Here is a 19,020-nt window from a genome sequence, read left to right as displayed (position 1 = left end):
CATGAGCACATCATCAGCCAAATTCGAGGGAATATTCTGCCCATCGATAACCGTCAGCGACGATCAAGGAGTCATCGACACCGACCTGTGGGGACGACATCTGGACCATCTGATCCAGGCTGGCATTAATGGGGTGCTCCTGTTCGGAAGCATCGGCGAGTTCTATGCCTATGATCTCCAAGAGAAGCGCTCAGCCCTGCAATTCGCCGTCGACCATATACGGGGGCGCATGAAAGTATTCGTCGGAGTAGGCGACACTGACATGGACCGGGTTATGGATCTGACCAAGTTTGCTGGACAAATTGGCGCCGATGCCGTGGTGGCTATCAGTCCCTATTATTTCGGTCCTTCGGAACCGACCGCTTACCGATATTTCACCAGCATCGCCCAGGCCTCGGCTGTACCGGTGATCCTCTACAACTTCCCTGCTCGTACAGGTAACGACTGCTCACCGGAGTTGGTCGCGAGACTGGCTCAGGAATGTACAAACATCGTTGGCATCAAAGACACGGTGGACACAATCAGCCACACACGTCGGGTCGTATCAGCAGTCAGACGTGTCAGCCCTGAGTTCTCGGTGTTCTCTGGATTCGACGAATACTATATGGTCAACCGCATTTGCGGAGGCAACGGTGTTTTATCGGGCCTGACCAACGTGGAGCCGGAAACCTTCGTTGCCATGCATCGGGCCTATCAAGAGGGCGATTACCGGACTGCGCTAGACAAGGCCCGACGCATCAACCACTTGATGGCAATTTACGACACTGCGGATTTGTTCGTATCGGCCATCAAGGGAGCCGTGCGACTGCAGGGTCTGCCCATCAGCACACGCATCCGCGAACCTGCCATGCAGATTGATGATGACCAGATGAAACAGATCGGAACCATACTGCGTAGTTGAGCTTTCGTCTCTTCGTTGAACCGGGCTTAAGGAAGGGAACCCGCCCTTCCTCAGGCCCGGTTGTTTGTCTGTCAGCGCTCAGACCAGCTTGCGCTCGTAAGGATCGGAGCTGATGCCGGCAGCGACGATGTCACGGCTCCACTGCTTGGCCGAGAAGAGCGAATGGTCGCGGTAGTTGCCGCATGAGGTGATCTCGGTGCCGGGTACGTCGTCCCAGGTGGCCTTTTCGGCGATGAACTCCAGCGACTCCTTCAGTGCCTTGGCCACATCCTCGGTTGAATGACGGCCCCAGGCGAGCAGGTGGAAGCCCGTCCGGCAACCGAAGGGAGAGCAGTCGATGTAGCCGGGGATGCGCTCGCGCAGGAGCACGGCGATGGTGTGCTCGATGGTGTGCAGGCCTGCAGTTGGGATGGCGTTCTGGTTGGGCTGGACCAAGCGCAGATCATAGTTGGAGATGATGTCTCCCTGGGGGCCCTTCTCCTCGTCGATCAGACGAACGTAGGGCGCCTTGACCTTGGTGTGATCCAGCTGGAAGCTCTCCACAATAGGTTTGTCAGCCATTGTTATTTCCTTTCCTGTCGGGCGCCCGGTATGAAAGGCAACCTTGATGAAGTCATGTACATCTCATGGTAGGCCGACCTACCTATCAGATCCGGCGGCACCCATGACCACATTCACTGCTTTTCTGGCCGAGAACTCTGAGATGACCCCCATGAACTGGGGCCCATACTGCTCCAGCTTGTGCTGCCCCACTCCGTTGACAGCCAGGAAGGTCGCATCATCGACGGGCCGAAGGCGACACATATCTCGCAGTGCCTTGTCGGAGAAGACGATGTAGGGAGGCTTGCCGATCTTGCGGGCTATGCTGGTCCGCAGATCGCGCAGCTTCTGGAAAAGTTCCTCATCCTCTGGGCTGGCATCGCTTGCACCGGCCTGGTCGAGACCATCATCGTCGAGTGTCGAAGAAGACCCGCCACCGAAGACCTTGCCTGAAGCACTCGGGCGTTCCGTCCGTTTGATCTCATAATGAAAGTCCGGACTGACCGTCTGCGCGGCCTTGGGCCCGAAATGGACCATGGGCAGCCGTCCTTCGGTGATGTACAGATACCCGTCCGAGGCCATCTGGTTGAGCACGTCGCGAATCCGCGCCTCTGGAACCTGGGCCAGAGCGCCATAGCTGGGGCACCTATCCAGCCCGCGCCGAAGAAGGTCCTGCGAGCGCGAACCCCGAAGGATCTGGGCGATCTTGCCGGAGCCGAACCCCTGGTTCACATCATGCACACACCTGCTGATGGCACGGGCCACGTCGCTGACGTCGATGGTCGTGAAGGTGCTCAGACAGTTGGAACAGTTCTGACAGCCGCCGCTGCCCGTGTCGGGATGCCCGACCGGGACTGATTTGCCCTTGTCTGCCTCGGCAGGCGAAAGACCCGCGGCAGCCTGGTCCACCTCCTCGCCGAAGTAACGCAGCATATACTGGTGAAGGCAGCCAGTGGTTCGACAGTAGCCGATCATGACATTGAGCAAACGCCGGTGTTCGGCCCTGACGGCTTCAGCCTGCTCGCCAGTCAGTCTGTCGTTGCCGTTGTCCATGTCCAGCAGGCGCCTGCGGGTGACGATGTCGCTCTCGTTCCATAGCAGGGAGCAACGAGCCGGCTCGCCGTCGCGTCCCGCCCTGCCTGCCTCCTGGTAGTAGGCCTCGATACTCTCAGGCATGTTGTGATGAATGACATAGCGCACATTGGACTTGTCGATGCCCATACCGAAGGCGTTGGTGGCCACGACCACCTGCACCTTGTCGTTGACGAAGTCCCGTTGCGCCTGCTCCCTGTCCTGGGTATCCATGCCAGCGTGATAGCTGACAGCGCTGACACCGGCCTTGGTCAGATCATCCGCCAGGGCTTCGGTCTCCTTGCGGGTGGCGCAGTAAACGATACCTGAGTCATCGCCATGCTTCAGGGCGTACCGGACCACCCAGCGATTCTTGTATTTGCTCTCCAACTTGATCACGTCGAAGAAGAGGTTGGGTCTGTCGAATCCCGTCACCGCCACGTAGGGGTCGTCCAAGCCCAGCATGTATACGATGTCGCGCCGAACCTTCTCGGTCGCCGTAGCGGTGAAGGCCGCCACCGTGGGCCGGTTAGGCAGGGATCCGATGAAGTCGCCGATGCCCAAGTAGGCAGGGCGGAAGTCCTGACCCCACTGGGATACGCAGTGGGCTTCATCCACCGCCAGCAGGGAGATTTTCGTATGCTGGGCGAAATCTCTGAACCTGGGGGCATCCAGCCGCTCGGGGGCCACGTAGAGGATCTTGCTGCGTCCCTGGGCAGCCTGAGCCAGGGCCAGGGACTGCTCATCCATATCCTGGGTGGAATTGACGAAGGAAGCCGGGATGCCGGCATCCTCTAGCCCGTCCACCTGGTCCTTCATCAGGGAGACCAAGGGAGAGATGACGATGGTCAGACCGTCCAGGAGGGTGGCAGGAATCTGATAGCAGATGGACTTGCCGGCCCCGGTCGGCATAACACCCAGGCAGTCCCGCCCATTCAGGATGGCCTTGACCAGATCCTCCTGACCCGGGCGAAAGGACTCATATCCGAAATACCGCTTCAGCGCCTGCCCTGCATCCTGGATGTCCACCATGATTCCCCAGTCTATTGCCCCGGCAGGAGTCAAGCAGTGGGCGAACGACCATGTGGTCAATTGTCGCCGGAATGCATGGCTATCCTGGCACTAACCCAGAATGCTGAACCCTTGGATGGCCGATAGCTGCCGACGGCTGGTGAGCCAGTAGCTGAATAGGACGCATATGGCGGAGAAGACCAGGGTGAAGACCACCTGGGGCCAGAGCACATACACGGTGAAGTATCCCCAGAGGTCCGTATTCATGAAGGGGCTCAAGGTCTTGTACATCCAATGACCGCGCGCCAGGTTGAGCATCTGAACCGCCGTTTGCGGCCATCCCCAGAAATTCCAACCGGAAATCGAATGCCAGAAACCAACACAGATCAACAGCCCTGCCAGCAGCAGGCATCTGCCTTTTCGGTCAAGACGGGCGGCCAGGTCACCCAGCACCTGGCCAAGCAGAATGAAGGCTACCTGCACCATAAAGACATGCAGCGCCAGAGCCAGCCAACGGGACGGTTGCTGGGCATACGACCGGTTAAAGCATGACACACTCCAGGGATCAAGAGTCAGTCTCCAAGGCGAACAGCCCTGTACAAGAAACCTTTGGTAACTTTCCGTAAAGGGCATCCATCCGATTTGGCCTAGGCTGCTGATAATCGCGACCACGATCATGAAAGTGCTTGTCGCCAGGGCCATGACCACATTGGAGATGATCTGGGTCCATGCGATTGTGGAGCGGGTCACAGCATTGGAGATCAAGGGCCGGAAAGTCGTCAGTGAGCAGACAAAGGCGGTGGCCATAAGCACCATCTCGGTAAACAGACCGGTGAATCCAGAACTCAAGGGGATAAACCCCATAACCCCCAGAGCGAGGACGAGGGCCCAAATCAAAAAGACGATCAGCCTCGGCATCACCTGTACGCGCAGGGCCATACGGGTCTGCACCGCAGGCAACAGGAAGCGCTTGATTTGAGCCCAGCCTTCAGCAGGTCCGGCACCTAGGTCGGGGCTGTCTGACCCCGGCTTGGTCTTCGTCCCTACCGTCTCTGCAACTTGCGTGTTACTCATTGTGCCACACCTTCCGTAATCTGGACGAAGTAGGTCTGCAAGTCCATGGGGGCGACAATAAGCCCCTTGGGCTGCTCGTCGGTCACCGGACCCTCGAAGCTGACGCGTAGCAGGTCGCCGATGCGCTGCCTGCCCAGCAGCTTCGGGTCGCCCTGTGCAAGGTAGCCCTCCACGTCACGCGGACGGCCAGTGACAGTGGTCCCCAGACCTGACAGATCATCCACGCTGAAAGATCGCAGGACCCGCCCCTGGTCGATGATCGTGGCGCGGGAGATGAGCTGGCTGACCTCGTTGATGATATGGGTAGCGATGATCATGGTCGGTCCGCGGCGCTGATAGGACTCCAGAAGGAAGAAGTAGATCCTCTCCCTGGCTGCCGCATCCATTCCTGTCGTCGGTTCATCCAGAATGAGGTATTCCACAGGCAGGCAGAGTCCGATGACGTCCTTGACCACCTGACGCTGCCCCGTAGAAAGGGAGGCAAAAGTGTCAGTCAGCCTCAATGCGAAGCTCTTAAGAATACTCTCAGCCAAGTGCCAGTCGAAACCGCCGTAAAACCCCTCGGCCATGGCAAATGCCTGTCTAATGCGCCGTCGGGATGGATAGGGCCAGGTTTCGTTGACCAAAGCCACTCGGCGAACGATTCTTGAATCGCTGACCAGATCGCTTCCATCCAGGTGGATCAGCCCCTGGTCAGGAAGTGCCCTGCCCGCCATCAGATTGCACAGGGTGGACTTGCCGGCCCCGTTCCGCCCGAAGAGTCCGTATATATTGCCGGGCTCAAAGCAGAGTGAGATCTCATCCAGGGCCTTAAGCTTTCCGTACGATTTGTCCACATTGGAAACTGTCAGACTCATTGGTAGACCCTTTCTATGATGGCGTCCAGGTCCTCACGAGATACGTCCAGAGACTTGGCTTCTTTGACCAGATCCTGGAACCTTCCGTTCAGGAGCTCGTTCCTCCGACGCTCACGAACACTCCGGCCCGCACCGGCAGTGACAAACATGCCCAGCCCCCGCCGTTTCTCCAGAAGGCCCCGGTCGACCAACAGGTTCATCCCCTTGAGGACGGTGGCCGGGTTGATCTGGTAGGCGGTCGAGATTTCCGTGGTGCTGGGAATCCTCTCACCATCGGCGACCAGACCCTCGGCTATGGCTTCGGTCAGCCGGTCCGCCACCTTCATGAAAACGGGCCGACCATCCGGTATTTCGATCGCCATCGTTTGACCGCCTTGTCTGCCTTGATTCGGAGTGCCGAATTAGGACCTTTACAACTGTTTATTACTTAGTTACTTGAGTGACTAACCAACAGTCTACGATTTGTTTTTCCAACCGTCAAATCAAATGCAGTCGTAATCCGCCCGGTTGCTCTGCGCAGATACTTCCGCTGCCCTACTTCATCCCAGCAAGAACGGACATGCCCTCATGTAATTCTGCTTAGCCAGGATGCCGTATAAGCGCGGACGCCTACAGGGTCGCAGCTGCCAGCAGCTGACGGGTATAGGACTGACTGGGGTGATCGAGGATGGTCTGCACCGGCCCCTCCTCCACCACCCTCCCCTGGCTGAGCACCATGACCCTGTCCGCGATGTGCTGGACCACGCCCAGATCATGGGAGATGATGATCATGGACATGCCATTGGAAGGATTGGCCTGCTGCCTGGACTGGGCCATGATGGATTGAAGGGTATGGAGGATCCCGACGCGTGCTGATACATCGATGGCGCTCATGGGCTCATCGGCCAGGAGTATCCGGGGCTTGACGACCAGGGCCCGGGCTATGGCCGCCCGCTGGGCCTGGCCTCCGGACAGATCCGACGGATAAGCCGTCATGAACCTGTCTGGGTTAAGCTGAACCTCTGACAAGACCTTGGCCACCCGATCAGCAAGGTCTGTCCCATCTTGACGACGATGCCATAGGTGTCCGCTCCTCCTACGCCCGGCAGCTAGAAGGGGTTCGGCGACTGACCGGCCGATGGTCCACCGGGGATCCAAGGAGGCAAAGGGGTTCTGGAAGACCAGGGCGGAATCTCGGGCAAGCGACCTGGCGGCCGCAGAACCACGCAGAACAGGACTGCCCTGATACGCCACCTGCCCGGCATCAGGCCTCAACTGACCCAGGAGCAGACGGGAAAGCGTGGTTTTCCCCGAACCCGACTCCCCTATAATCGCCAAGCACTCCCCCGGCATGAGCGAGACATCGATTCCGTCAACCGCAGCCTTTCGAGCCACGTCGCTGCCGTTTGAGGCATAGATCTTGGTCAGGCCCTTCCCGATCAGGATCGGATCGGCATGTGCAACGTCAGTAGTCCCCATGCTTGCCTCCATCTGCGCGCAGCGTCAGCTCTCTGGCCGCCCCCACCAGGGTCCTGCCCTGTGGACTGGATGGGCTGTGCAGAATGCTCTGCGTCTTCCCGCTTTCCACCACTCGCCCTGCATCAAGGATGTAGCAGTAATCGGCAACCCTGGCGAGGACCGAGAAATCATGGGTGATGAACAGCAGGGAGGCCCCGCTCTGGTCGACCAGGGAAACCAGCAGATCCACGATCTGCCGCTGGGTGACGGCATCCAGGGCGGTGGTCGGCTCGTCTGCCAGAATCAGTCTGGGCTTGGTGACCAGGGCTGTGGCTATGGCCGCCCGCTGCTGCTGGCCCCCGGACAGTTCATGTGGGTAGGAGCCGGCCAGATCCGCATCCAACCCGACCTGGGCCAATATCTCCATGACCCGCCTGTGCCTTTCCTGGGTGCTCAAACGATAGTGGCGACGGAGAGGAAGCTCAACCTGGCTGTAGACCTTCTTGACCGGGTTCAGGGCCGTGGAAGGATTCTGAAAGATCATGCCCATCCGGGAACCGCGCAGGTCCGCCAGGGACCGGTCATCGGAGCCGAGAATCTGAAGCCCGTCCACCAGAATGGAACCGGACAGGGAGGCCGTCAGCGGTGCGGTGCCCAGGACGCTGCGGGCGATCATCGACTTTCCGGAGCCTGAGGAGCCGATCAGGCCGACCCGTTGTCCATCCGCCACCCTGAGGTTCACCCGATCAAGAATGGTGCGGCCATTGATGGACAGACTCAGGCCGTCAATATTCAGCGACATGATTGGTCTCCCTCACCTGTACGGATCGCATTCTCGACATGATGACCAGAGTCATCTGATTGCGCAGACGTTTCCTGGCGCTCCCCAGACCGGAGAGCCGACCGTCCGGCGGCAGCCACGGCGGCCCTGAGCCCGGGGTTGGTGACCGGATCGATGGCATCACGCAGGGCATCACCGAACAGGTTCAGCGCCACCACCACCATGGTGACCACCAGGCCGGGCCAGAGCACGGTCAGTGGAAAGACGTTGATGAACTTGACCGAGGTGGTCAGCGAGTGCCCCCAGGAGGGCAGGCCGGAGGGGACGCCAACCCCAAGGTAGGTCAACCCAGCTTCAGCCAGAACGGAGGTCCCCGCCGACATGGAAAGCTGCACGCACAGGACTGGAATGACATTGGGCACCAGGTGCGTGCAGAAAATTCTGAAGGACCCGACCCCGCTGTGCCGGGCGGATTGCACATAGTCCGATTCCGCCGCCAGGAGCGCCTGGGGCCTTACAATCCGGGCCAGGTTGAGTCCGTAGCCGAATCCGCAGGCCACGACGACCACGACGATGCTCGGCCCCAGGGGGACAGCCAGAATCAGGGCCAGCAGAACCGTAGGCAGGGAAATCAGGGCATCTACCAGGACCACGACCGTCTGCGATACTCCGGAACGGCGCGAGACCATGGCCATGACCAGAAGGAGGCCCAATAGGCCCGACAGGAGAACCGCCAGAAGACTGATGGCCAGGTTGGTTGCCGACCCCGCCATCAGCCAGGAGAGGATGTCTGCCCCGGTGCCGTCCGTTCCCAGAAGGTGGTCGCGGCTGGGGGCCTGCCAGATCCGGTATCCGTCGATGGTCCAGATAGGGACCGGGGTCCAGAACCTGGAGACCAGGGAGAACAGGATCCACATGGCCAGAACAATCAGCGAGTATCGCCCCGAAGCCTTGCGCCACATGCTGGCCAGCACCACCCGCATCCGTCCGAGGAATCCCAGTCGGCCGGGGAAGGCGACCCGCGATCCCAGGCGAGGCCTGTCAGTATGCTCCCAACTCATCAGTCAGCCACCTCCTGCCTTGCCGCACCTCGAAAACGCGGATCGATCAATCTATGGATAACGTCCACCAGCAGTCCCAGGAAGAGGAAGAAGGCCGCCAGAAGAAGCAGCTCGGACTGAACGGCCGGAAGATCCCGGTTGCCCACGTCTGTGATCAGCATGGAGCCCAGTCCCGGCAGGGCGAACAGGTTCTCGCTGACCATGACCCCGGTGATCATCTCGGCCATGGTCAGCCCGACCACCGAGACCAGCTGGGGGGAAGCCAGCCGCAGACCGATGCGCAGGGCGGCCTGGGTCCGGGTCATCCCGCAGGCCATGCCCATGTCCACATACCCGGAAGAGAGCATGTCGCCCAAAAGGGAACGGGTGTATCGCATGATGCCGGCGCCCACAATGATGCCGGTGGACACAGCAGGCAGGATCAAAGCCGCCAGGGCCTGGCCCGGCTGAGCCCAGCCGAGAGCAGGAAAGCCCTGGGAGGGCAGCAGACCAATCAGCCCACTGCCCTTGGCGAAGAGCATGATCAGCAGCAGTCCTGACCAGAGGGCCGGTACGGATCCGCCCACGATGGCTGCCATGTGGCTGAAGGACTGCATCCGAGGCGAGCGCGCCAGAGCTGCCGCACAACCCAGGGGTATGCCCAGCAGCAGGGCCACGCCCAGTCCCAAAAGAATCAAAGGGAAGGTGATCTGGGCCCGGATGCCCACCTGGGAGGCGATGGAACGGTTGGTCAGAATGGACCTGCCCAGGTCTCCTTTGAGGAAATCGCTGATCCAATCCAGATACTGCCGGGGATAGGAGCGGTCCAGGCCCATCTGCCGACGTAGCCGGTAGACACGCTCAGGAGGGGCATCCAGCCCGGCCATGACGGCGGCCACGTCACCGGGCAGGATGCGCAGTGCCAGGAAGATCAGCAGGGAGATGCCCATCAGTGCCAAGATGAAGAGCACCAGACGGCGCATCAGGAATCTGGCCATGGTCACCCCCGTCTGTAGGTCACGTCGGACAAGGGCATGAGGGACTGATTCAGGTCGACCGGGAAGCCCTCCAGCCCCGTCCGCCAGGCCGTGGTCACCCGGTAGTTGAAGAGCCAGTCCGCCGCCGCATCGCTGCTGACAATCCGTGCGGCCTGGGCCAGGAGCCTGTCGGAGTCATCGGCGGAGGTCGTGGCCATGGCCTTCTGGTAGAGCTCCTGGACCTGACGATTGTCATAGTTGTAGTAGTAGCCGGGGTTGGCCCACTGATGGAAGTCGTGGCTCTCGCCATGATCCACCAGAGACAGGTCGTAGTCCTTGTTGGCATGCACGTCCTGGAGCCAGACCGAGAACTCCACCACCCGGACATCCAGGTCGATGCCCACTTGACGCAGCTGCGAGCGCAACTGATCGCCCAACTCGCTGCCATAGGTATTGGCGTAGGTCAGCCGAAGCTTGAGCCGGTGCTCGGGACCGTACCCGGCCTGGGCCAGAAGCCTCCGTGCCTGCTCCGGATCGTGGGGGTAGAGCCCGGTCAGATCCTGATAACCGGGATCCAGGGAGGGTATCGGGCCGCCCAGGGCCCTGTCCGATCCGCCCCGGGAGGCGATCAGCTGCCGATGGTCGATGGCATGGCGGATGGCCTTCCGCACCCGTGGGTCGGATGTGGCGGCGCCCCTGCCGTTCATGGCCAGGACGTACTTGTCGGTGTCGTCGCCCGCCTTGACCTGGAAATCGGGACTGTTCCGGAAGGGGCTGGCCAGATTCTCAGTGACCGGAGCCAGCACCTGCACATCCCCGCTGCGCAGGGCGTTGACGGCAGCATTGTCGTCATTGAGGTAACGGATGACGATGGTTGGCGTCTTAGGCTTGTCGCTCCCCCAGTAGTGCGGATCGGCCTTGAGCGTGACCGAGTCGTTTGGGCGGAAGCTTTCCAGCAGATATGGGCCGGAACCCACGGCCTGGGTCTTCATGTCGTAATGGGCCCGCCGGTCAAAGACCAGGCCAGCCCGGCCGCTCAGCTGCCAGAGCAGGTCCTGGTAGGGTCTGGAAAGCGTCAGGCGCACCGTCAGCGGATCCAAGGCCTGAACGCCCTGGAAGCCCTCCAGCATCTCGCTGCCCTGATAGTGGCCTTCCATGAGCCCACGAATGGAGTCAACCACGTCCTGGGCCCGAAGAGCATGACCGTTGGAGAAACGGATGCCCTCATGCAGGTGGAAGGTGTAGACCAGGCCGTCCTCGGAGACATTCCAGGTCCTGGCCAGGCCCGGACGCACCCGGTTCCGAGAATCCCGTGACACCAGGCCCTGATAGACGTTGCCGATCAGAAGCTGATCCAGCGCTGTGCCCGACTGGTTGCGGATGTCCAGATTGGTGGGAGCCAGCTTGAGCCCCACCGTGACCGTATCCGCCACAGTTCCGCCCTCGGCCTGGCCAGTAGTACCACGATGCCCTGTCCACAGGGAGAATGCCAAGGCCAGTGCCAGCATGAGACTGAGCAGCTTCCAGGGCAGGGTGTTGCCACCCGACCTCATGGGCCTGATCCTGGCGTTGAGTTCGGGGTCAGTGCTGGGGCCTGGCTCCTGGGCCGCCTCTGTATCTGCTGCGGTCACGCTGCCATGGGCATGCGTGCCGTGTCGATCTGCATTCATTGACGAATCCTTATGCTGTGGTTGACCGCCATTCTGGTCGATCACCGCCCACAAGCATACTCCCCGAAGCCATCACCCAGGCTTATGCGCCTAGGATGGATTCGAAAAGCGCCACGCGCCCGGACGACGGCAGGGAGGAAGAGACATGCTGCTGGCCATCGACATCGGCAACACCAACATCGAGGTCGGATTCATGGAGGGCGACCGGGTCGCCGCCTCCTACAGACTGACCACAAGAATCGACCACACGGCCGATGAGTTCGGGCTTCTGCTGAGGCAGCTCATGGCCCTGGCCGGCTACAGGACTGCGGATGTGCAGGATGCCATCATCTCATCGGTGGCTCCCGCGGTCATGCACGCCTTGAGGTCCTGCCTGATCCGCTTCTTTTCCATCGACCCCATGGTGGTGGGCCCCGGCGTGAAGACAGGCATGAACATCCGGCTGGACGACCCGCGCTCCCTGGGCGCCGACTGCCTGGCCGACTGCGTGGGCGCCTTCCACCGCTACGGAGGGCCGGTCCTGGTCATCGACTTCGGCACGGCCACCACCTTCAACTATGTGGATGCCAAGGGTGCCATCCGCTCCGGCCTGATCGTGCCGGGCATCCGCTCGGGGGCGCAGGCCCTTGCCGGCCAGACCGCCCAGCTGCCCCAGGTCGAGATCACCCGTCCGCAGACCATCATGGCCACGGGTACCAGGACGGCCATGCAGGCCGGGCTCTACTACAACTTCCTCGGCGGCCTGGAGCGGATCATCCGCCAGTACCGCAGCGAGATAGGCCGGGACTTCCACGTGGTGGCCACGGGCGGCATGGGTCGCACCTTCTCACAGGACACCGACCTGATCGAGGTCTACGACCCCGAGCTGATCTTCGCCGGCATGCACAGGATTCACCAGCTCAATGCCGATGGCCGACCACACGCTGCACCAGCGCACCGTTGACCTGCAGACTGGCCTGCTTGCCATCCCCGCCAACGCTGGCCAGTGAACCCACCAGGACCCGGCCCTCCACCTGAACCTGCACCGGATGCCTGGTTCTGTTGAACAGAAAGACGAAACGCGTCCGGTCATCCTGACTGACCCGCTCAACTCTCAACAGATCGGGGTCGCCCTGGGCCGACCTCATATCGGCGACATCCATGGCCTCCAAAAGGGCAGGAAGGACCTTGGCCAGACCTTGGGCGTCCAGACGGCAACCCAGATAGGCGGCCTTGCCGTGACCCCAGTCGTGAACGGTCATGGCCGGCATGCCATCCATCCCCGTCCAGGGATCCGCCCGGTAACTTGCCAGAACCTTGGTGCCCTTGTCCAGGTGGCCGATGACATCGGCCCAATCGTGGGCCGTAACCCCGTCGGTCAGGTCCAGATGGTCCAGCAGACCGGGAGTGCCGGGAGCCATGGGCGCGAACTCCTCGACCGACAGCCCCAGCAGGTCCCGAAGCGGCCCCGGATACCCGCCGGTCCAGACGCGGTCCTGCTCGTCGGCGATACCGCTGCCCCAGGTGACGATCAGCCGCCCTCCACCATGTACATACTTGTGCAGCCGTTTGGAAAGATCGGCGTCAATCAGGTAGAGGGCTGGCAGGACCACGAGCGGATACTCCTCCCAGGTGGCCCTGACCGGCAGGACATCAGGTCGGATGGCGTTGTCAAGAAAGGCCCGGTACCAGACCGGCGGCTCCTGGCCGTGCTCGACCCGATCGCTGGGCGAAGCTGCGTGGGAACTGGCCCACTGGCTTGCGTAGTCGAAGACCAGGGCCACCGGGGCCTTGGCCAGCGTGGTGCCGGCCAAACCAGCCTGCGAGAGCCCCTGTAGGTCCCCTCCCAGCTGGCAGACATCACGGAAAACAGCCGTGTCCTCGCCGGCATGAGGCAGCATGGCCGAGTGGAACTTTTCCGCGCCAGCCCGGGACTGCCTCCACTGGAAGTAGCAGATGGCATCAGCACCGAGTGCCAGGTGAGCCAGGGAGTCGCGCTCCAGCTGTCCCGGCTCCTTGCGGGGGTTGACCGGCCGCCAGTTGACCGCCGATGTGGACTGCTCCATAAGCCACCAGGGACGCCGGCGGGCGATGGCGTCCACCAGGCTGGAGGAATAGGCCAGCTCCTCAAGATGATCCCTGCCCGGCGTCGCGTAGTGGTCATTGGCCACAAAGTCCACCTGGTCGCCCCAGTCGTCGTAGTCCAGGGCGAATCCGCCGGCGCTGACCATGAAGTTGGTGGTCAAAGGTATATCCGGGGTGATCTCAGCCAGGGTGTCCCGCTCGGCCATATAGAAATCCTTGAGGGCGTCGGAGCTGAACCGCTCGAAGTCCAGCATGCGGCCTGGATTCTGGAAATTCCCCTGGCCGATGAAACGCGGAGGCAGAATCTGCGAGAAGTCACTCAGCCTCTGCGACCAGAAATCCGTGCCCCAGGCGCGGTTGACGGCGTCGATGTCCTTGTAGCGGCGGCGGCACCAGCGTTGGAAGGCCCTCATGGCATCGTCGGAATAGTCGAAGCGATTGTGACAGCCATACTCATTGCCCACATGCCAGGCCACCAGATAGGGGTTGTCCCGGTAGTGCTCGGCCATGGCCCGACAGAGCTTCAAGGCATAGGAGCGAAAGACCGGCGAGGTGGGCCGCCAGTGCTGCCGGGCTCCGGGCCAGACAGTATCGCCTCGCTCGTCCCTGAGCAAAACTTCGGGATGGGCCTGGGTCAGCCAGAGCGGCGGCGTGGCCGTGGCCGAGGCCAGGTTGACCCCGATGCCTGCCCGGCCGAGCTTGTCGATGATCCGATCCAGCCAATCGAAGTCGAAAACACCCTGGCTGGGCTCAATACGCGACCAGGAGAAGACCGCCAGGGCCACCACGTTGACCCCAGCCTTGGTCATCAGCCTGATGTCCTCATCCCAGACATCCTCGGGCCACTGGTCGGGGTTGTAGTCGCATCCGTACCAGAGCGACTGCTGACCCTTGAGATGCTTGGGCCATCGATAGGCCCGCCTTGTCGGTTTGCTCATGGGTAGAACCTCCTGGTCCGTCTGGATTCTCGGACGGGGATGCCTACCGCGTCCACGTCGTCCCGCGGCTCCGGGATCCCCCTGACCATTATGTCCCACCAGGCTGACTGTTCAGGCTTCTCCTTGAGGATCCAAGGGAACAGAGGAGGTGAAGGTGCGCTTGACCCCGGTGTAGGGGTCGGTGAATTCCAGGCGACGGGCCACCAATTGCAGCGGCCGGGAGAAGTCGTCATAGGACCGGGTCCGGATTCTGGGGTAAAGGTCGTCGCCCACTATGGGCAGGCCCAAGGAGTTCATATGCACCCGAAGCTGATGGGTCTTGCCCGTCTGCGGATAGAGGGTGTAGGTGGCCAGGCATCCCCGGCCCGCCGTCAGCTCGACCCTGGTGATGGCATTGACGGGCCCACGCTCCTCCCAGGCCTGGAGAATCCCCCGACGTTTGATCACCCTGGAGCGACGCTCCAGCGGGAAGACCCGGGGCGGATCCAGGTGTCGCACGGTGCCGGTCCGCGGACGAACCATGGGTCGCACTGGCGCCAGGCACTGGTAGACCTTGCTCACGCGATGCTCCTGGAAGAGCATCTGGTAGGCCCGTCTGGCAGCCGGGTCGCGCACCAGGACCAGCACGCCGGCAGTGGCCCTGTCAAGCCTGTGGGCGGGTATGATGTCGGGCTCCCCGTACAGCTGGCACATTCGAATCAGCACAGTGCCCGCGTACCACATCCCCCTGGGCATGGTGGCCAGGAAGTGGGGCTTGTCGACCACGATGATGCGTTGATCCTCGTAGATGACCCTGGGCTCGAAAGGGATCGGCGGTTCCTCCAGAACGATCCGATGCCCCCGCTGCCCGGACCCGACGATCATGGGCCGCCCTTATTCCACCGTGACCGACTTGGCCAGGTTGCGGGGCTTGTCCACGTCCAGGCCCTTGAGCCGGGCCATGTCCAGGGCGAACAGCTGCAAGGGGACCACATCCACCAGGGGGCTGAGCAGGGTCGGGCAGGGCGGCCGCCAAAAGACCACGTCAGCATAGCGGCCTGCATCCGGGTCGCCCTCCTCCGCCACGACGATGGTGAAGGCGCCGCGGGCCTTGACCTCCTCGATGGCCGAGATGACCTTGTCGTGCAGCACATTGCGGCCCCGGGCACTGGGGACGATGACCACCACGGGCTCCCCCGGCTCCACCAGGGCGATCGGGCCGTGCTTGAGCTCGCCGGCGGCGAATCCTTCCGTGAAGATGTAGGCGATCTCCTTGAGCTTGAGCGCCCCCTCCAGTGCCACGGGATAGCCCACATGCCGCCCCAGGAAGAGGAAGGAACGGGCCTTGGACGTGCGCTGAGCCGTCTGGCTGATGACCTCGGCCTGGCTGTCCAGCACCTTCTGGATCTTGGCAGGCATGGCCTTGAGGTTGTCGATGGTCTGATGGATCTCGTCCCGGTACATGGTCCCCTTGACCTGGGCCAGGTAGAGCCCCAGCAGGTAGGCCGCCACGATCTGGGCCAGGAAGGCCTTGGTGGAGGCCACAGCCACCTCGGGGCCGGCGTGCGTGTAGAGTACAGCGTCGGACTCCCTGGGGATGGTCGACCCCTGGGTGTTGCAGATGGCCAGAACCCGTGAACCCTGCTCTCGCGCATGCCGGAGCGCCATCAACGTGTCCATGGTCTCCCCGGACTGGGAAATGGCCACGACCAGGGTGCGCGGGGTCAGAATGGGATCACGGTAGCGGAACTCATGGGCCAGCTCGACCTCCACCGGGATGCGGACCCAGTGCTCGATGGCGTACTTGGCCACCAGACCCGCATAGGAGGCCGTTCCGCAGGCCACGACAATGATCTTGTCGATCTGGCGGAAGACCTCCTCATCGATGTGGACCTCGTCCAGATCCAGGTCGCCCGACTCGTCGTACCGGCCCAGCAGGGTGTTGGAGACCGCCGCAGGGTCCTCGTGGATCTCCTTGTCCATGAAGGAGTCCCATCCGCCCTTTTCGGCGGCTGAGGCATCCCAGTCGATGGTGTAGCGTCGGGGATGCTCCACAGGATGCCCCTGGAAGTCGGTGACCAGGACCTGGTCCGCGCTGATGCAGACGGCCTGGTCCTGCCCCAGCTCCATGGCCTGGCGGGTATAGGCCACGAAGGCCGCTACATCGGAGCCCAGGTAGTTCTCTCCGTCCCCCAGGCCGACCACCAGGGGTGAATCATGTCTGATTCCCACCACCAGATCGGGCTGCCTCGAGTCCACTGCCAGTATGGTGAAGGCCCCTTTGAGCATGCGGGCCAGCCGCCTGATGGCCTCGAAGATGTCGGGCTGGCCGGTGGCATCGATAATCTCCTGGGCGATCTTGCCCAAAAGCTTGGCGGCCACCTCGGTGTCCGTGGAGGATACGAAGGTGAACCCCTCGGTCTCCAGGTCCAGCCTCAGCCTGGATGCGTTCTCGATGATCCCGTTGTGGATCAGCGCGACCTTGCCGTCACGGCTGACGTGGGGATGGGCATTGACGTCGGTGGGTTCGCCATTGGTGGCCCAACGGGTGTGGCCGATGCCCACAGTGGCCTCGGGCATGGGCTTGGCCTTCAGATCTGCAATCAGATTGCCCAGGCGCCCGGCCTTCTTGCGCACGGCCACCCGCGCCATCCCAGGGGCAGCCAGGGCCACTCCGGCCGAGTCATAGCCCCGGTACTCCAAGCGTTCCAGACCCTTGAGGCAGACCTCCAGGGGCCTGCCGCAAGCCGTCCGTACTGATCCCGCATAACCGACGATTCCGCACATGGGCCCCAGTCTAGCCACGGGAATTCCGCCGCCGACCATCCGGAAGGCTTCTTGCCGGAATTTCTACAACCTGAACCGCACCTGCTTCTAGAGCACGGTATGCAGGAACCCAGCGAACCTCTCGGTATGAGGATGGTCGATGATGTCAGGGCCACCCTGCTCCACCACGACACCCTGGTCCATGAAGACGATCTGCTCGGCCACCTCGCGGGCGAAGCCCATCTCATGGGTGACCACCACCATGGTCATGCCCTGTTGAGCCACCTGCCTCATGACCCCCAGGACCTCCCCCACCAGCTCCGGATCCAGGGCCGAGGTGGGCTCGTCGAAGAGCATGATGTCAGGGTGCATGGCCAGTGCTCGTGCGATGGCCACACGCTGCTGCTGTCCGCCGGAGAGCTGGGCTGGATAGTAGTCCATCCTGTCCTCCAGCCCTACACGTTCCAGCTGGGCCTGTGCCTCCTTGCGGGCATCGCTTTTAGGAATCCGGCCCACATGGACCGGCGCCTCCATGACGTTCTCCACTGCGGTCATATGAGGAAAGAGGTTGAAACGCTGGAAGACCATACCGATCTTGGATCGCTGCCTGGCAATGGCCTCGTCGTCCAGGGTCTCAAGCACAGGACCCTTGCCGGTATCGATCTTCCGGTATCCGGTCAGCTCACCATCCACATAGATCTCACCTGCTGTGCGGGTCTCCAGCTGGTTGATCAACCGCAACAGCGTTGATTTGCCTGAACCGGAAGGCCCCAGGACGGCCGTCACCGTGCCGGGCATGACCTCCAGGTTGATTCCCCGCAGCACATGCTGATCGCCGAATACCTTGTGCACATTCCTGATGACGATGGCCGGATCCTTGCCGCCTTGACCGTCCTTCTTGATCTGCCTGTCCTCGTCCATGATTCTCCTCCTGCGCTCAGGCGTTCAGCCCGGCCATCATGACCTTGTTGACCTTGTCAGTCTCCTGACGGGTCTGCGGGTCCTCGCCATCCTTGCCGTCCTTGGTCCCCGACCCGGCCAGGGGCCGCGAGTCGAAGCCCTTGCCATAGTGCTTTTCCAGCTGGGCCTGGATGACCATGAGAACGGAGGTGATGACCAGGTACCAGATGCAGGCCACAATCAGCAGCGGGATGGTCTTGTAGATGCGGTTGGCGATGGCGTTGGTGGCGAACTGAAGTTCCAGGGTGAAGGGCACGGCAAGAGCCAGGGATGTGGTCTTGAGCATGCCGATGGTCTCATTGCCGGTGGGCGGCACGATGATGCGCATGGCCTGAGGCAGGACGATCCGCCGCATGATCATGGACGGCGGCATGCCCAGTGCCTTGGCTGCCTCCTCCTGGCCGGGGTCCACAGCCTCGATGCCGGCACGCACGATTTCGGAAAGATAGGCGGCCTCGTTGAGTCCCAGGCCCAGCACCGTGGCCACGGTGGCGTTCAGCACGGTCTTGGTATCGATGCTCCAGAATTCGGGACCGAAGGGGATCCCGATGGCCAGCTTGGGAATCAGCACGGAAAGCAGGCCCCAGAAGACCAGCTGGGTATATACAGGAGTACCGCGGAAGAACCAGATGAAGAACCAGCTGACCCAGCGCAGGACCGGATTGGACGATTTGCGCATGACCGCCAGGATGATGGCCAGGATTGTGGCCAGGACCATGGCGTAGACGGTCAGCAGAAGGGTCCACTTGATGCCGTCCAGGACGTGCTCGTTGAACAGGTACTTCCAGACCGTGGGCCAATCGAAGTTGGGATTGGTCACCATACCGTGGATCAGCATGGCCACGAAGATGGCCACGATGACGGCAGCAACGATCGGCCCCGGCTTGCGCACCGGCCTGGCATGTATTCTGCCGGGGATCTGAATCTGGTCCGTCCCCTTCTTGGTATGCATCT

General features: G+C 61.9%; 18 protein-coding genes. 3 read left to right on the top strand and 15 right to left on the bottom strand.

From position 1 onward, the window contains the following. Position 1 precedes the first annotated feature (1 nt). Positions 2–901 carry a dihydrodipicolinate synthase family protein gene (locus H3U89_RS06075; protein ID WP_198180245.1) on the top strand — a complete coding sequence of 300 codons (900 nt, stop codon included), beginning with the start codon at positions 2–4 and terminating at the stop codon, positions 899–901. Positions 902–979: 78 nt separating this feature from the next. Here the strand turns inward: H3U89_RS06075 and H3U89_RS06070 are convergent, their stop codons facing one another. The 3 genes from H3U89_RS06070 to H3U89_RS08390 all read right to left on the bottom strand — a co-directional run bounded on the left by H3U89_RS06070 (position 980) and on the right by H3U89_RS08390 (position 4,009). Continuing rightward, positions 980–1,462, bottom strand: a complete 483-nt coding sequence (locus tag H3U89_RS06070) for an S-ribosylhomocysteine lyase (RefSeq protein ID WP_029678668.1) — start codon at positions 1,460–1,462, stop codon at positions 980–982. A gap of 78 nt (positions 1,463–1,540) precedes the next feature. Next, positions 1,541–3,544 carry a RecQ family ATP-dependent DNA helicase gene (locus tag H3U89_RS06065; RefSeq protein WP_198180247.1) on the bottom strand — a complete coding sequence of 668 codons (2,004 nt, stop codon included), beginning with the start codon at positions 3,542–3,544 and terminating at the stop codon, positions 1,541–1,543. Between the two features lie 90 nt (positions 3,545–3,634). After that, positions 3,635–4,009, bottom strand: coding sequence for a hypothetical protein (locus H3U89_RS08390; RefSeq protein WP_232345562.1), 375 nt, complete (start codon positions 4,007–4,009; stop codon positions 3,635–3,637). Positions 4,010–4,199: 190 nt separating this feature from the next. Between H3U89_RS08390 and H3U89_RS08385 the strand changes: the two genes are divergently transcribed. Next, positions 4,200–4,502 (top strand): hypothetical protein, encoded by a 303-nt coding sequence (locus H3U89_RS08385; protein WP_232345560.1) that lies wholly within the window; start codon positions 4,200–4,202, stop codon positions 4,500–4,502. A gap of 91 nt (positions 4,503–4,593) precedes the next feature. Here H3U89_RS08385 and H3U89_RS06055 read toward each other — a convergent pair whose 3' ends face one another. The 7 genes from H3U89_RS06055 to H3U89_RS06025 form a co-directional block, all read right to left on the bottom strand. Continuing rightward, positions 4,594–5,454, bottom strand: coding sequence for an ATP-binding cassette domain-containing protein (locus tag H3U89_RS06055; RefSeq protein WP_198180251.1), 861 nt, complete (start codon positions 5,452–5,454; stop codon positions 4,594–4,596). Then, complete coding sequence (locus H3U89_RS06050) at positions 5,451–5,816, bottom strand: GntR family transcriptional regulator (RefSeq protein ID WP_045935617.1); 366 nt, start codon at positions 5,814–5,816, stop codon at positions 5,451–5,453. Before H3U89_RS06050 ends, H3U89_RS06055 begins: the two co-directional genes overlap by 4 nt. 247 nt (positions 5,817–6,063) lie before the next feature. Continuing rightward, positions 6,064–6,912, bottom strand: a complete 849-nt coding sequence (locus H3U89_RS06045) for an ABC transporter ATP-binding protein (RefSeq protein ID WP_198180255.1) — start codon at positions 6,910–6,912, stop codon at positions 6,064–6,066. Further along, positions 6,899–7,693, bottom strand: a complete 795-nt coding sequence (locus tag H3U89_RS06040; protein WP_198180256.1) for an ABC transporter ATP-binding protein — start codon at positions 7,691–7,693, stop codon at positions 6,899–6,901. The genes H3U89_RS06045 and H3U89_RS06040 overlap by 14 nt, the downstream gene beginning before the upstream one ends. After that, a complete protein-coding gene (locus tag H3U89_RS06035; RefSeq protein WP_232345752.1) occupies positions 7,684–8,655 on the bottom strand; it encodes an ABC transporter permease in 972 nt (323 codons plus the stop codon). Before H3U89_RS06035 ends, H3U89_RS06040 begins: the two co-directional genes overlap by 10 nt. A gap of 77 nt (positions 8,656–8,732) precedes the next feature. Then, the gene (locus H3U89_RS06030; protein WP_198180257.1) at positions 8,733–9,710 is read right to left on the bottom strand and encodes an ABC transporter permease; all 978 of its coding nucleotides are present in this window, start codon (positions 9,708–9,710) and stop codon (positions 8,733–8,735) included. A 2-nt stretch (positions 9,711–9,712) separates the two neighbouring features. Further along, the gene (locus H3U89_RS06025; protein WP_232345558.1) at positions 9,713–11,359 is read right to left on the bottom strand and encodes an ABC transporter substrate-binding protein; all 1,647 of its coding nucleotides are present in this window, start codon (positions 11,357–11,359) and stop codon (positions 9,713–9,715) included. Positions 11,360–11,504: 145 nt separating this feature from the next. Between H3U89_RS06025 and H3U89_RS06020 the strand changes: the two genes are divergently transcribed. After that, positions 11,505–12,302 (top strand): type III pantothenate kinase, encoded by a 798-nt coding sequence (locus H3U89_RS06020; RefSeq protein WP_198180258.1) that lies wholly within the window; start codon positions 11,505–11,507, stop codon positions 12,300–12,302. Here H3U89_RS06020 and H3U89_RS06015 read toward each other — a convergent pair. The 5 genes from H3U89_RS06015 to H3U89_RS05995 form a co-directional block, all read right to left on the bottom strand. Next, a complete protein-coding gene (locus H3U89_RS06015) occupies positions 12,259–14,361 on the bottom strand; it encodes a beta-galactosidase (protein WP_198180259.1) in 2,103 nt (700 codons plus the stop codon). The genes H3U89_RS06020 and H3U89_RS06015 overlap by 44 nt on opposite strands. 111 nt (positions 14,362–14,472) lie before the next feature. Then, positions 14,473–15,225: a pseudouridine synthase gene (locus H3U89_RS06010; RefSeq protein ID WP_198180260.1), complete on the bottom strand. Its 753-nt coding sequence runs from the start codon at positions 15,223–15,225 to the stop codon at positions 14,473–14,475. Between the two features lie 9 nt (positions 15,226–15,234). Then, the gene (gene glmS, locus H3U89_RS06005) at positions 15,235–17,127 is read right to left on the bottom strand and encodes a glutamine--fructose-6-phosphate transaminase (isomerizing) (protein WP_198180595.1); all 1,893 of its coding nucleotides are present in this window, start codon (positions 17,125–17,127) and stop codon (positions 15,235–15,237) included. An 87-nt stretch (positions 17,128–17,214) separates the two neighbouring features. Continuing rightward, complete coding sequence (locus H3U89_RS06000; protein WP_198180261.1) at positions 17,215–18,027, bottom strand: amino acid ABC transporter ATP-binding protein; 813 nt, start codon at positions 18,025–18,027, stop codon at positions 17,215–17,217. Between the two features lie 16 nt (positions 18,028–18,043). Further along, a complete protein-coding gene (locus tag H3U89_RS05995) occupies positions 18,044–19,018 on the bottom strand; it encodes an amino acid ABC transporter permease (protein WP_198180262.1) in 975 nt (324 codons plus the stop codon). Positions 19,019–19,020: the final 2 nt, after the last annotated feature.

The organism is Bifidobacterium sp. W8104 (genome assembly GCF_016100735.1).
GTDB lineage: Bacteria > Actinomycetota > Actinomycetes > Actinomycetales > Bifidobacteriaceae > Bombiscardovia > Bombiscardovia choladohabitans.
Note: the sequence above shows the minus strand (reverse complement) of the source record. Positions and strands in the feature narration are given on the sequence as shown.